Genomic DNA, 15,153 nt, shown 5'->3' with positions numbered 1-15,153 from the left:
TTTAGTAAAGTGCCCTAAACCCTTATACAGCAACAGATTAGCTTGCTTTATGCTCCAAACGTAGCTTATCCGCTACCATCGCAATAAACTCTGAATTTGTCGGTTTCGCTTTTGTCATGCTTACCGTGTAGCCAAAAAGAGATGAGATTGATTCGATGTTTCCACGGCTCCATGCTACTTCAATTGCATGACGAATAGCACGCTCTACTCTGGAAGCAGTTGTATTATATTTTTTCGCAATGTCTGGATACAAAACTTTTGTAATTGAACCTAATAATTCAATATCATTGTAAACCATAGAGATAGCTTCACGTAAATATAAATAACCTTTAATATGTGCAGGAACTCCAATTTCATGGATAATACTTGTAATACTGGCATCTAAGTTTTTTCCTTTAGATTGAGGTTCATTTGTTCTGATAGATGAACTTGATCGTTTAATAATTGGTGCTGCATTACCACTGACTTGACGTATGTGACTTGCCAGCCCTTCCATATCAAATGGTTTTAAAATAAAGTAAGCAGCCCCTAAATCAACAGCTTTCTTTGTCACATCCTCCTGACCAAATGCTGTTAGCATGATAACATTCGGTTGGGGACGATCCATTTGTCTAAGTTTTTCTAAAACACCTAAACCGTCTAAGTGAGGCATAATAATATCTAATACTAATACATCAGGATCTTTGTCTTTTAACATTGTTAAACATTCTTGACCATTATATGCTACACCAAGAACTTCAATATCATCCTGACTTGAAAGATACTCCTCTAATAAACCTATAAGCTCTCGGTTATCATCAACTATACAAACTTTTATTTTTCCCACAAAAACTTCCTCCTCAGTGTTGATTTGCCAATATGTCTGATATCTATACATATGATTACATAATAAATAATTTCGACAATCCTATAAAAAACCCTTTATTTTTTCAAAAAAACTTTAAAAAATGGAGGAAAACTACGACTTTCTTCATTTTACTTCGTTTTTCGACTTAATGCATCATTTGACAATTAACTAAACACATGTATTTGTCGAAAAATCTTTCTCCTTTATTGTACATAAATTTGTCAAAAATGAAAAGGTTAAATTAGGGAGTGCTAAAAAGAAAAAAAACTGTCAAGAAATTAAATTCCTTGACAGTAAGAGTTTAGCTCGCTTTTTGTTCTTGATTTCCATATATATCTATACCTGCTTCATTTAACATCCATTCTATATGAACTCCATAACCTGAAGTTGGATCGTTAACAAAAACATGTGTCACGGCCCCTATTACTTTACCGTTTTGGATAATAGGGCTACCGCTCATTCCTTGAACAATGCCACCTGTTTTATCAAGTAGTCGTTGATCGGTAATCTTTATAACCATCCCTTTTGTTGCTGGGAATTTTTGAGGAACAGAACTAACCACTTCGACTTCAAATTCCTCAACTTTGTCTTGATCAACTACAGTTAAAATTTTTGCTGGTCCTTCTTTCACTTCATTTGATAAGGCAATTGGCATCGCTTTATCCATAACACCATTATTAATACCCTGATTTAATTCACCAAAAATTCCAAAAGGGCTGTTTCTCGTAATATTCCCAATTACTTGGCGATCACTTGAAAATCTTGCTAATTTCTCACCAGGATTACCGTTGCTTCCTTTTTCAATTGAGGTAACTGTAGAACGAACAATTTGTCCATTGTCTACAACAATCGGTTTTTTTGTATCCATATCAGATATAACATGTCCTAATGCACCGTATTTTTTCGACTTAGGGTCATAAAATGTCATTGTTCCAATTCCAGCCGCAGAATCTCGAATATATAATCCAATACGATAGGAATGATCATGTTCGTCTTTAAGAGGATACAATTTGGTCTTTACTTCTACTTGTTCTCTGTTTAAAACTAAGTCAAGAGGTTCTCCGGTTTTTCCAGCTTTTTGAATAAACGGAGTAACATCACTCATCTGTTCAATTTTTTTTCCATTAATATGAGTAATAATGTCTCCTATTTCAACACCTGCTAGTTCACCGGGAGATTTTTTACCGTCAGTTGTAGCAATTTGGTGGTGGCCTACCACCAATACGCCAAGAGTATTTAGTTTTACACCAATTGACTGTCCACCAGGTATAACCTTAAAATCAGGCAAAACCTTTACACCGGCTTTTTTCACAGGAAAGCCTGCAAGATCAAAAACAACTTCACCTTCACCTGCTTCTTTCCCATGTATATCAAGTGTTTTACCATCATTATTTTTTTGAACTGTAAATGCTTCCTCAGAAGGTTGATTAGCATTTACAGGTAAAGAATTGTCAACATTCACTGTTTGAGACTCAAATACTGTTACCGTTTTTGGCATTTTTACATATTCTTGAACTTCTTTTACAAAACCTAAACTCATTATTAACACAAGGAGAAGTACACCAACTAATTTTCTCATTTTATCTGTCTGCAAAAACCTTCACTCTCCTCGCTCCTAACCCACACCATAAAGTCTTTATGGCTACAGTTTTAATGTAGCCTTTTGGAAGCTTATTTATAACTTGAATAACTAGAAAAATGAAGGATTTGTTGCAAGTTTTAGCAGGATTTAACGTATATTCTCTTGAAGATTTTTTAATTTGGCAAAATCCTTTCACATCGTATAGTCTTTTACCGAGTTGGCAATGTTAATCTTGGTAGTAGTTACTTAATAATAAAGAAGCTACCATATAATGATGGTAGCCTCACTTTATCGTTTTGCCGTGTGTGCAAGAGAAAGAAGTTCTTTAGCATGTTCTTTAGATAATTCAGTCACTTCTACACCTGCAATCATACGACCAATTTCTTTAATTTTTTCTTCCTCATTTAGAGGTTTTACACTTGTTTTAGTTCTACCGGCTTTTGTTTCTTTTGCGATATATAAGTGGGTATCTGCCATTGCTGCAACTTGTGGTAAGTGTGTGATACATAATACTTGTGACCCACTTGAGACACGATAAATTTTTTCTGCTATTGCTTGGGCAACCCGCCCGCTTACACCTGTGTCTACTTCATCGAATATTATTGAAGTAATCCCTTGGTGTTGGGAGAAAATACTTTTCATCGCAAGCATAATTCTTGAAAGCTCTCCACCTGATGCTGTTTTACTAAGCGGCTTAAGCGGTTCCCCCGGATTTGTTGATATATAGAATTCGATTTCATCGACACCGTTAGAACTATATTTTAGCTCATGTGACGGTGTACGCCTCTCATCAATATTCACATCAAAGCTTGTTTTTTCCATATACAGTTCTTTTAATTCTTGATGTATTTCATCAATTAATACCTTCGCGTGCTTCTTCCGTATAGCTGAAATGTTTTTTGCTTCAACAGAAAGGTCTTCCAGCACTGACTCAAGTTCTTTTTGCAATTTGGTTAAATGACTATCTTTGTTTTGAATGGTGTCAATTTCTTCTTCGATTTTCGCAGAGTAGGTCAAAATCTCTTCAACTGATTGTCCATATTTACGTTTTAAATGATTAATTTCATTTAAACGACCTTCAACATAGTTTAATCTCTCCGGATCAAATTCCAATGAGTCTAATTCATTCCGAACTTCATATGAGAGATCTTCTATCATATAGAACGCATTTGAAATTGTCTCAGATAATTCTTTTAGTTTTGTATTTATATGACTTACATTTTCAAGATGGCTCATCGCTAGGCCAACCCAGTCCAACCCTCTTTGCTCACCATGCAATGAATTGTAACTGTTGTTTAATGAATCATAGATTTTTTCATAATTTGAAATTTGATGCTTTTCTTCCTGAAGCAGCTCATCTTCTTTAGGTTGTAATTCCGCATTTTCGATTTCTTCAAGTTGAAATTGAAGCAAATCAAGGCGATGAGCCATCTCTTGTTCATTTTCCGAAAGCTGAATGATTTTTCTTTTTAACCCATCATAACGTTGATAAAGCTCTAAATAAGCCATAAGAGCACTTTTGACTTCCTTACCACTATATTGATCTAACAATGATAAGTGATTTTCCTCATTCATTAGCTCTTGGTTATCATGTTGTCCATGAATATCAACTAATAACTGGCCTATCTCTCTTAATACTGCTATAGTCACGAGCTTTCCATTTATTCGACAAATACTTTTTCCTGAGGAACTCATATCTCTGCGGAGAATAATCATACCATCACTCACATCAATGCCAAATTCTTTACAACGTTCATAAACCGGGTGTTGATCCTCATCTAAGAGAAAAAGCGCTTCTAACTCTGCCCGTTTTTCACCATATCGCACAAATTCAGAAGAGCCCCGGGCTCCAGCCAATAAATGAATCGCATCTATAATAATTGATTTACCTGCCCCTGTTTCACCTGTTAAAACAGTTAAACCTTTTTCAAAAGAAACAGTCAAAGATTCAATAATAGCAAAGTTTTTTATTGATAATTCCGCTAACAAACAGAATCCACCTCTTATATTTATTCTTTTAATTAAAGCATATCTAAAAATCTCTGTGTAATGTTCTCGGTATCAAGCGGTGTTCTACATATAATCAGAATCGTATCATCACCACAAATTGTACCTAGTACTTCATCCCAATCAAGATTATCAATTAGTGCTCCGATAGCATTAGCGTTACCTGGCAGTGTTTTCATGACAAGCATATGTCCTGCTGAATCAATTTTTACAAAAGCATCCATAAGCGCCCTTTTCAACTTTTGTAACGGATTAAAACGCTGATCTGCTGGTAAACTATACTTATAACGGCCATCCAACATGGGAACCTTCACCAAGTGAAGCTCTTTTATATCACGAGAAACGGTGGCTTGTGTAACATTAAAGCCCATTCCTTTTAATAAATCAACTAATTCATCTTGTGTTTCAATATCATTATTCGTGATAATTTCACGTATTTTTATATGTCTTTGTCCTTTATTCATCTTAGGCACCCCTTTTTTCATTGCTGCAAACCAATTTATCTCTGTATGTTTATACCTTTTATCTTATATTAAATCCCTTTAATTGTACAGATTTATTCAAACACACACTGAAAAAGTGCATAAAATAAAACATATGAAAGATAATGGATGTAAGACCAAGCCTAAATTTTGCATGAATATACAGACTATTCTTTCATTAAAAAAACAGAAATAGCGATCCTGCTACTCCTGTTTTTCAGTTTGTTTCTTTTCTTTTAATTTTGAATGTGCCTCATCGACAATTTGTCTTTCCGTTTTTTCAAGATAATTTGTCCCTTCCGCTTGACTTCCTTCCCATCTTAAGTGAAGAAGAAACTCGATATTGCCATCCCCGCCTGTAATAGGTGAGTACGAGAGATTATAAACATCGTATCCCTGCTTCAATACAAAAGCCAGCATTTCTTTTAAGACAAATTCATGAACTGAAGGATCTCGAACAATCCCTTTTTTTCCAACGAACTCTTTCCCTGCCTCGAATTGCGGCTTAATTAAAGCAACTACATCACTCTCAGGACATAGAATTGTTTTTAAAACAGGGAAAATTAATCGTAATGATATAAACGAAACATCAATTGATGCAAATTCCGGCATTCCTTCTTGAAAATCAGAAGGTGTTACGTAACGAAAGTTTGTTCTTTCCATTACAACCACACGATCATCTTGACGTAATTTCCATGCTAGTTGATTATAGCCAACATCAAGTGCATATGACAGTTTTGCTCCATTCTGCAGGGCGCAGTCTGTAAATCCTCCTGTAGAAGATCCGATATCAATCATAATTTTATCTTGAACATTAACATTAAATTCATTTATTGCTTTTTCTAATTTTAATCCTCCACGACTAACGTATGGAAGAGTTTGTCCTTTAACTGTTAGTACTAAATCCCGCGATACTTTTTCACCAGGCTTATCAAGCCGCATTTCATTACCGTATACTACACCTGCCATAATAGCACGTTTTGCTTTTTCTCTTGTTTCAAACAATCCATTTTCAACTAGAAGGATATCTAGTCTTTCCTTTTTATTACTCATGATCGTAGGACTCTTTTCTCTTGTTCAGGTAACAATGTCATCAATTTGTCTACAACCTGATCTGTTGTCATTCCTATTTCTTCAAGTAATTTTGAAACACTTCCATGTTCAATAAATTTGTCAGGAATTCCAATACGAGAAATAATCGTTTGAGTGTAATTATGCTCTTGGGCAAATTCAAGGATTGAACTTCCAAATCCTCCTTGTAAAACGGCTTCTTCAATCGTTAAAATTGGAATCTCTTCAGCGAATACTTTATGAAGCATTTTTTCATCTAAAGGTTTAATAAAACGAGCATTCACTACGCGAACAGACTTTCCTTGTTCAGCTAATTTATCTGCTGCTTCCATCGCCATTTCAATTGTTGTTCCAAATGTAAGGATAACTGCATCTCGTCCTTCTTTTAACACTTCCCACGTTCCAATTGGAATCACTTTAAGCTCTTCATCCATAGGTACTCCAATTCCGTTTCCTCTTGCATATCGAAGTGCAATTGGTCCATCCTCATATTTTAATGCAGTATTAACTAAATGTTGACCTTCATTTTCATCTTTTGCCATCATTATGACCATATTTGGTAAATGTCTTAAGAAGGCAATATCAAATACACCTTGATGTGTTTCTCCATCAGCACCTACAAGTCCGGAACGATCAATACCTATAAAAACATTTAAATTTTGGCGGCAAATATCATGAAGCACTTGGTCGTAAGCCCTTTGAAGGAAGGTGGAATAGATCGCCAAGAACGGCTTCATATTTTGCGTTGCTAAACCTGCAGCCATTGTTGTAGCATGCTGCTCAGCAATTCCAACATCAAACATTCGGTCCGGGAATTCTTCTGCGAAAGCTTCAAGTTTAGATCCAACAGGCATTGCCGGTGTAATGGCTACTACACGATTATCTTCCCGTGCCACTTTTTGAACGGTATCACTTACTAATTTACTCCAAGCAGGCCCGATGACCTTTGGTTTTACAAAATCACCTGTTTCAATTTTGTAAGGGCCCGTTCCATGCCAAGTTCCGATTGTATCTGACTCAGCAGGCTTATATCCTTTTCCCTTTTTTGTAATAACATGGAGTAGTACAGGGCACTGATGTTTTTTTGGCGTATTGAAGATTTTCAAACAAATTATCATAATTATGACCATCTACAGGCCCTAAATAAGTAAACCCTAATTCTTCAAAAAAGATTCCAGAGACAAGCATATATTTTAAGCTGTCTTTTACACGCTCAGCTGTTGAAGCAAGCTTTCCGCCCACGGCTGGAATCTTCTTTAATAGATATTCGAGCTCATCTTTTACCCAATGATACTTCCCTGCTGTTCTAAGTCTGCCAAGTACATTATGAAGAGCACCAACGTTCGGCGCTATAGACATTTCATTATCATTCAGGACCACAATAACATCCTTTTGTTCATGTCCAATGTGGTTAAGAGCTTCCAGTGCCATTCCGCCGGTTAATGCACCATCTCCGATTATTGGGATAATATGCTCTTTCGTTTGTTTAATATCTCTTGCAATGACCATCCCCATTGCAGCGGATAATGATGTAGAGCTATGACCGGTTTCCCATACATCATGAGGGCTTTCATCACGCTTCGGAAAACCCGATAACCCTTTATATTGACGTAATGTATCAAAATCACCAGCTCGTCCAGTTAGGATTTTATGTACATACGATTGATGACCAACATCCCAAATAAATTTGTCTTTTGGACTGTTAAATACTTTATGAAGTGCAATCGTTAATTCAACGACACCCAGGTTTGGACCAATATGTCCACCTGTTCCAGATAATTTTTCTATTAGAAATTTTCGAATGTCCGCACTTAATTGTTCAAGTTCATTATTTGATAATTTTTTCAAAAAGCTTGGGTCTTTAATGGATAGAAGATCCAAATGGATCACTCACTTTCAATTCAGTTTACTTCTCTACTCTATACTTTAGTTCTATTATATTCTTATCTATCTATTTTAACGTATAAATCACCAAGGTTAAAATATTTTTAAAACAATTGTTTATGATGACTTTTAGTAAGCAAAAAAAACTTACCATAAAAAAGCACTAATTACAATGTTTTATGTATAACATAACCAAGATCACTATTATATACAAAGATCATTTATACATCTTTTTATATATGGTTTACCCGTCATTACAGGTAAAGAAACAACTAATAAGAAAACCGTCTCCAGATGGAAAACGGTTAGATGTTACATCATAAATTAATGGTCTCTTTTGGCAATTAAATCACAAAACTGTTCCAATAATTCGGTCTTTGTTGATAGGTGCCGAAGCAATTCTTTTGCTTGCTTAATATGATCTTGAAGTTTTTCCTTAGCTCCCTGCATTGAAAGAATGGAAGGATATGTAGTTTTTTCATTAAGCGTATCTGATCCTACAGGCTTCCCAAGCTTATCTTGACTGCCCTCAATATCCAAAATATCATCTCTTATTTGGAACGCAATTCCAATATGATATGAAAATTCTCTTAGTTTTTTAATATCTTCTTCTGGCGCTTCTGCTAAGATTGCTCCAGCAAGAATACTAAAGCCTAATAATTTAGCCGTTTTATTTTCATGGATGTATTGAAGTTCTTCAAGACTTAGACTTTTTGCTTCGCCTTCCATATCTGCAACTTGTCCACCAACCATTCCTTCTGCACCAGCTGCTTTAACAAGTTCGGATACTAGTCTTAACTTATTCTCAGCTTTTACAGCAGGATCATCAACGATCAGAGAAAAACTCTGTGTTAATAAACCATCACCTGCTAAAACGGCAACCGCTTCTCCGAATACTTTATGATTAGTCGGCTTTCCTCTTCTTAAATCATCATCATCCATACAAGGTAAGTCATCATGGACTAATGAGTATGTATGAATCATTTCAATAGCACATGCAGTCGCAATTCCTATGTCCTCAGGCTTTTTATACGTATGAAGTAAAGCCAAAACCAACACTGGTCGTAAGCGCTTCCCACCTGCTTTTAATGAATAAAGCATTGATTCTTTAATTGATTGAGGTGTAGATAAATCATTAATGAATAGCGGCAGAGCTTCTTCTATTTTCTTTTTTCGAGAGATTAGAAAATCGTTCACATTTATTTTCACGATTTTTCTTCCTCCTGAAGCTCAAACGGCTTTAATTCACCATCTTCGCGTAATATATAATCCATCTGTTTTTCAACATGCTGCAGCTTATCATGACAAAGCTTTGAAAGTTCCATACCATTTTGAAAATATTCGATTGCTTTTTCTAACGGAACATCACCTTCTTCAAGCTTTCCAACAATCTCCTCGAGCTGTTGCATGGCCTGTTCGAATGATAATTCTTCATCTTTACTTTGTTTTTCATTACTCATGAATCGTACGCTCCTCTATTCCCTGAACTTCACAATCAAGTTGTCCATCTTTTAATTGCACCTTTAGTACTTGACCTTTAGAAATTTGATTTACGCTTTTGATCAGCTTATCTTCTTGGTAAACCAAGCTATACCCGCGCTCCATAATTTTTAACGGACTTAATGCATTTAGTTTATCAATTGTAGCATGAAATTGCGAATGTTTATGTGTGATGATGGATGACATTTCCCTGTTGAGCTTCTTCAATAAAGTCTCATACGCTTCATTCGAGCGTTTTACTTGATCCTTTGGATGAACTTTTTCAAGTCGGTTTTTAATATATGTATACGTTTCTTTTTTACGAAGGATCACTCTTTCTCCTTCTTTATGCAATCGATCAATTATGTTGTCAAGCTGTTGTTCCTTTTGCAAGTAGAGCTGTTTAGGATATCGAAATGCATAGGAGGTCCTGTAATGATTCAGTTTTTCCCTTTGCACACTCAATTTTTCCGTCATTGCTCTTGTTAATCGGTTCTTTCGTTCTAAAATTCTTTCTAATAATTCTGTAGAATGTGGGACAGCCATCTCTGCAGCACCTGTAGGTGTGGGTGCTCGTAAATCAGCTACAAAATCTGCAATTGTAAAATCTGTTTCATGTCCAACTGCTGAAATGATCGGCACTTGTGAAGAGAATATCTCACGAGCAACTATTTCTTCATTAAATGCCCATAATTCCTCAATTGATCCCCCACCCCGACCAACAATTAACACATCAAGGGTTCCTAATCGGTTTGCCATTTTTATTGCTTTAGCAACAGACGGACCTGCTTGAACACCTTGAACAAGCGCTGGAATTAATATAACCTTAGCCATTGGATATCTTCTATTTATTGTTGTTAAAATATCACGAATCGCCGCTCCAGTTGGAGAAGTGATAACCCCGACTTCATTAGGATATCTTGGAATTGATTTTTTATATTTTTCTTCAAAAAGACCTTCTTGCTGAAGCTTTTTCTTTAATTCTTCATAAGCCAAATAAAGACTGCCGATCCCATCCGGCTGCATCTCTTTAACATATACTTGATATCCGCCACTTTGTTCATATACAGTGATTTCACCACGTAATAGAACCTTCATGCCGTTTCCAGGCTTAAATTTCAAGGACTTATTAGCTCCAGCAAACATCACAGCTTGGATTCTTGCTTTTTCATCTTTTAGCGTAAAGTACATATGTCCCCGACTATGAAGATTAAAATTTGAAATTTCTCCTTTAATCCATATATCAGTCAAATGAGGATCAACATCAAATTTACGTTTTATATATTTTGTAAGTGCTGTAACTGTCACATGCCTAGGTTCACTCATATAATTGCCTCCTTTCCAATCATATAGATCCAAAAAAAGTTAAGGACAGAATGCTAAGCCTCATTCCGCCCTGAACTTTTTTAATTAATAGAAGGCTTATTTGCTTTCCAAGTAATTTTTTGCTGATTGTACAGTATTATGGGCAAGCATTGTGATCGTCATTGGACCTACTCCCCCTGGAACAGGTGTTAAGAAACTAGCAACATCCTTTGCCTCATCAAATACTACATCTCCAACCAATTTCCCAGTATCTAATCGATTTACACCAACATCAATGACGACTGCTCCACGTTTGATTTGGTTCCCTTTAATAAAATTAGCTCGTCCAACAGCTGCAACCAAAATATCCGCTTCTTTTGTAAAAGAAGTTAAATCTTTTGTTTTTGAATGGCAATAAGTAACTGTTGCATGTTCGTTTAACAGTAATTGACCTACTGGTTTACCAACAATATTACTTCTTCCAACTACTACCACATTTTTTCCGGCTATTTCAACACCCACTGATTTGATCATTTCAACAATACCTGCAGGTGTACATGGTAAAAATGTATCTTGCCCAGTCATCATTCTACCGATATTGATTGGGTGGAAGCCATCAACATCTTTTAAAGGTGATATTTTTTCTACAACAGCTGTTTCATTAATATGTCCCGGTAATGGAAGTTGAACTAAAATCCCGTGATATTCATTATTGTTATTATAGCTCTCAATAACATCAAGAAGTTCATTTTCACTTAGAGACTCAGGGAAGTGTTCCAACTTAAATCCAACACCGATTTCTTCAGCAGCTTTTTGCTTTCCTCTGATGTAAGAAACAGATGCAGGGTTATCTCCTACTAAAATAACAACGAGCTTTGGTAGTAATCCCCTTGCCTTAATTTGTTCTACCTCTACCGCCAGCTCACTTCTTTTTGTTTTTGATAATTCTTTACCATCAATGATTGTTGCAGCCATTCCTAATTCCTCCTAAAGTTATCTCTATAGATTTTGTTTAATTTTAGAAAGTACACCATTAACAAACTTACTTGAATGGTCATCACCAAATGCCTTAGCTAATTCAACAGCTTCATCAATCGCTACATTTGCGGGAACATCTTCTGCAAATTTCAGTTCATAAGCAGCCATACGTAATATCGTTTTATCGATATTTGCTAAACGCTCAATTGTCCAGTTAACAAGGTGTGGCGCAATAAGTTCATCCAATTCCTTCTGATGCTCTATTGTTCCGAATACGAGCTGGTTCAAAAATGCGTCTGATCGTTCCTCTTCCAACGCATGCTCAATTGCTTCATTTGGGTCTGTTTGGCTAACATTCACTTGAAATAGTGCCTGCAATGCCTTTTCCCTTGCTGTTCTACGCTTCATTCTATACTTGCTCCTTTAATGTTTAAAAATGTCGAATGTCATAAAGTGATCATACCATATCTAACTAGTAGATTCATTCGTAATTTCATATGTTTTTTGTTATATCCCGAATGAAAAGGCTTTTATCCAAATAAACATTCGTTGTTTGTTTAAATATATCCTATTAACAATATAACCAGTGATAACTATACTATAAACCAATTTAACTAAATACTATGTAAGAACAAAAGCGCAAGCGCCTTGTTGATCAGCCTCGGGCAAATAAGACGCAAAGGAATAGAAAACGTTCTTTGTCTTCAATTCCTTTGTGGCTAGACCCTAGAGGCAGTCAATAACGCGACATCCTGTCGCAATGGCTGCACTTGCACGTCCTGTGCTTCGGGGCTAGGCGCTGGAGCTGGATGTCTCGCACTTATCCACCGTCATTTCCTAGACGATAAGAAAAACTTGGCTTATCGCCAAGTCCTTATGTCGAGTGCCTTAGTTTTTCTTATACTATCTGTTCTTACACAAAAAAGAAACCAAAGGTATAACCCTTGGTTTTCTTGATCATTAGTTTCCTCATTATCTACATTTCTTGATCTACTTCAACATCTTGAGTTTTTGTTTCAAATTGAACACCCACAACGTGAATATTCACTTCATTCACTTCTAATGCTGTCATATTCAATAATGCTTGACGAATATTATCTTGGATTTTTTGAGCAACAGTCGGTATTGATACACCAAAGATCATCACGCAATATACGTCGATAATGATTCCTGCGTCAGTTAAATCAACTTTTACACCTTTACCATGGTTTTTCTTTCCCAGACGTTCTACAACCCCTGCTGCAAAATTGCCTCGCATTGAAGCAACTCCTTCAATTTCAGAAGCAGCAATACCTGCAATCACTTCAATTACTTCCGGAGCAATTTCAACTTTACCTAAACCATTATTCTCAGGATTCATTTCTAATACATTATTTGTCTCTTTCAAGAATCGCACCTCCGTGTATTTTTATGATTCCATCACTTTATGCAGTTCTAAAAATTTTGTATTAAACTCTCCACTAACAAACTTTTCGTGATCAAGAAGTCTCAAATGGAATGGAATTGTAGTAGAAACACCTTCTATCACAAATTCACTTAATGCACGTTTCATTCGAGAGATTGCTTCTTCTCTGGTAGCACCATATGTTATTAGTTTTGCAATCATCGAATCATAATATGGCGGAATTGAATATCCGGGATATGCTGCTGAATCCACTCTTACACCCAAACCTCCCGGAGGTAAGTACATCTCAATTCTTCCTGGAGACGGCATAAAATTCTTTTCTGGATTTTCTGCATTAATACGACACTCAATAGACCAGCCATTAAATGTTACTTCCTCTTGTGATACAGATAATTTCTCACCGGAAGCTACTTTAATTTGCTCTTTAATTAAGTCTATACCCGTTACCATTTCAGTTACTGGATGTTCAACTTGGATTCGTGTATTCATTTCCATAAAATAATATTTCTTATTTACATGGTCAAAAATGAATTCAACTGTTCCTGCACCAGTATATTGAACAGCTTCCGCTGCCTTAACTGCCGCTTCTCCCATTTGCGAACGAATATCCTCGTCAAGAGCTGGTGATGGTGTTTCTTCAATTAATTTTTGAAGTCTACGTTGAATTGAACAATCACGTTCACCTAGATGTATTGTATTACCATGGGTATCAGCTAACACCTGAATCTCTACGTGACGGAAATCTTCAATGTATTTTTCAATATACACTCCAGGATTGCCAAACGCAGTTGCTGCCTCTTGCTGGGTAATTTCGATTCCTTTTATAAGTGCCTGCTCGTCTTGAGCAACACGGATACCTTTACCTCCTCCGCCAGCAGTTGCTTTAATTATAACAGGATATCCCATATCATTGGCTAATTTTTTCGCTTCATCAATATTCTCAATAATTCCTTTTGAGCCCGGGACAATCGGAACACCGGCTTGACGCATCGTTTCCCTTGCAACATCTTTTGTTCCCATTTTCGAAATTGCGTCAGCACTAGGGCCTACGAAGATAATATTGCATTCTTTACAAAGCTCAGCAAAGTCGGCATTTTCTGCTAAAAAGCCGTATCCGGGGTGTATCGCATCACTTTCCGTTAGCTTAGCTACGCTAATAATATTCGTAAAGTTTAAATAGCTGTCTTTTGAAGCTGTTGGCCCAATACAATAAGCTTCGTCAGCTAACTGTACATGCAGGGCTTCTCTGTCAGCTTCTGAAAAAACAGCAACTGTTTCAATATCAAGCTCTTTACATGCTCGGATTATTCGAACAGCAATCTCGCCACGATTGGCTATTAATAATTTCTTAATCATCATTTTAGCTCCTTACTCAGGCTTTACAAGGAATAGAGGTTGACCGTACTCAACAAGTTGTCCATTTTCTGCGAGTATTTCAACAATCTCACCTTTTACTTCTGCTTCGATTTCATTAAAAAGCTTCATCGCTTCTACGATACAAACAACAGAATCATTTGTTACTTTAGAGCCAACTTCAACATAATTTCCTGCCTCCGGAGATGAAGCTGCATAGAATGTCCCAACCATTGGAGACGTAATTTTATGTAAATTTGCAGTATCTACTTTTGACTCCTCTTTCGGTGCGGCCACCTCAAGTGTTGCTGGTTGTGCAGGTACAGCTTGTGTTTCTACCTGCTGCACTTGAACAGCTTCAGCTGGTGGTGCAGCCACTACATTACGTAGAACTGTTTCTACCTCATTTGTTTGTTTTTTCATTTTTATTTTTGAACCATCTTGTTCAAATGTAAATTCATTAATAGAGGAATGATCAATTAATTTAATAATTTCTCTGATTTCCTGGATCTTTAGCATGCTTAAGCACCCCTTTAATTCATGTGACCATGGTAAAACTCATGATCTTTTATTTTATAATCTAGTACTAAAACTTAGTCCCATAATACCATCTTACGATACATAATAGAAGAAATTCAACATTAATTCTTCCCATTTATGAGCAATTCTACAGAAGGAGCGAGAATATTTTTCTTATTGGATGATCTTTTTACATAAAAATTTGAAGAATATGGATAGAACAGGAAAAGGATCAACCCTT

At 36.1% G+C, this 15,153-nt stretch carries 13 protein-coding genes and 1 pseudogene; all 14 read right to left on the bottom strand.

Annotation, left to right across the window (positions count from 1 at the left end; translation table 11 throughout):
• Positions 1 to 37 precede the first annotated feature (37 nt).
• The 14 genes and pseudogenes from spo0A to accB all read right to left on the bottom strand — a co-directional run bounded on the left by spo0A (position 38) and on the right by accB (position 14,912).
• Positions 38 to 826: a sporulation transcription factor Spo0A gene (gene spo0A / locus AC0L8O_RS06225; protein ID WP_026558863.1), complete on the bottom strand. Its 789-nt coding sequence runs from the start codon at positions 824 to 826 to the stop codon at positions 38 to 40.
• Positions 827 to 1,148: 322 nt separating this feature from the next.
• Positions 1,149 to 2,426, bottom strand: coding sequence for a SpoIVB peptidase (gene spoIVB, locus AC0L8O_RS06220; protein ID WP_473448702.1), 1,278 nt, complete (start codon positions 2,424 to 2,426; stop codon positions 1,149 to 1,151).
• A 291-nt stretch (positions 2,427 to 2,717) separates the two neighbouring features.
• Positions 2,718 to 4,418, bottom strand: coding sequence for a DNA repair protein RecN (recN, locus tag AC0L8O_RS06215; protein WP_473446991.1), 1,701 nt, complete (start codon positions 4,416 to 4,418; stop codon positions 2,718 to 2,720).
• 32 nt (positions 4,419 to 4,450) lie between these two features.
• Positions 4,451 to 4,900, bottom strand: coding sequence for a transcriptional regulator AhrC/ArgR (gene ahrC, locus AC0L8O_RS06210; protein ID WP_026558860.1), 450 nt, complete (start codon positions 4,898 to 4,900; stop codon positions 4,451 to 4,453).
• 222 nt (positions 4,901 to 5,122) lie between these two features.
• Positions 5,123 to 5,971, bottom strand: a complete 849-nt coding sequence (locus AC0L8O_RS06205; protein WP_473446990.1) for a TlyA family RNA methyltransferase — start codon at positions 5,969 to 5,971, stop codon at positions 5,123 to 5,125.
• Positions 5,968 to 7,870: pseudogene (gene dxs, locus AC0L8O_RS06200) on the bottom strand (1-deoxy-D-xylulose-5-phosphate synthase). The gene AC0L8O_RS06205 and the pseudogene dxs overlap by 4 nt, the downstream one beginning before the upstream one ends.
• 327 nt (positions 7,871 to 8,197) lie before the next feature.
• On the bottom strand, positions 8,198 to 9,082 hold the full coding sequence (locus AC0L8O_RS06195) for a polyprenyl synthetase family protein (protein WP_473446989.1): 885 nt from the start codon (positions 9,080 to 9,082) through the stop codon (positions 8,198 to 8,200).
• Positions 9,079 to 9,333, bottom strand: coding sequence for an exodeoxyribonuclease VII small subunit (locus AC0L8O_RS06190; protein ID WP_026558856.1), 255 nt, complete (start codon positions 9,331 to 9,333; stop codon positions 9,079 to 9,081). The genes AC0L8O_RS06195 and AC0L8O_RS06190 overlap by 4 nt, the downstream gene beginning before the upstream one ends.
• The gene (xseA, locus tag AC0L8O_RS06185) at positions 9,326 to 10,678 is read right to left on the bottom strand and encodes an exodeoxyribonuclease VII large subunit (protein ID WP_473446988.1); all 1,353 of its coding nucleotides are present in this window, start codon (positions 10,676 to 10,678) and stop codon (positions 9,326 to 9,328) included. Before xseA ends, AC0L8O_RS06190 begins: the two co-directional genes overlap by 8 nt.
• 96 nt (positions 10,679 to 10,774) lie before the next feature.
• A complete protein-coding gene (locus AC0L8O_RS06180) occupies positions 10,775 to 11,632 on the bottom strand; it encodes a bifunctional 5,10-methylenetetrahydrofolate dehydrogenase/5,10-methenyltetrahydrofolate cyclohydrolase (protein WP_473446987.1) in 858 nt (285 codons plus the stop codon).
• Positions 11,633 to 11,656: 24 nt separating this feature from the next.
• Entirely contained in the window at positions 11,657 to 12,043 is a 387-nt protein-coding gene (gene nusB / locus AC0L8O_RS06175; RefSeq protein WP_473446986.1) for a transcription antitermination factor NusB, read from the bottom strand.
• A 568-nt stretch (positions 12,044 to 12,611) separates the two neighbouring features.
• Positions 12,612 to 12,995, bottom strand: coding sequence for an Asp23/Gls24 family envelope stress response protein (locus AC0L8O_RS06170; RefSeq protein WP_473448700.1), 384 nt, complete (start codon positions 12,993 to 12,995; stop codon positions 12,612 to 12,614).
• A 48-nt stretch (positions 12,996 to 13,043) separates the two neighbouring features.
• On the bottom strand, positions 13,044 to 14,396 hold the full coding sequence (accC, locus tag AC0L8O_RS06165; protein ID WP_473448698.1) for an acetyl-CoA carboxylase biotin carboxylase subunit: 1,353 nt from the start codon (positions 14,394 to 14,396) through the stop codon (positions 13,044 to 13,046).
• A 12-nt stretch (positions 14,397 to 14,408) separates the two neighbouring features.
• Entirely contained in the window at positions 14,409 to 14,912 is a 504-nt protein-coding gene (gene accB / locus AC0L8O_RS06160) for an acetyl-CoA carboxylase biotin carboxyl carrier protein (protein WP_473446985.1), read from the bottom strand.
• Positions 14,913 to 15,153: the final 241 nt, after the last annotated feature.

The organism is Metabacillus sp. KJ11-3 (genome assembly GCF_055808295.1).
This window is presented reverse-complemented; position numbering and strand designations above follow the sequence as displayed.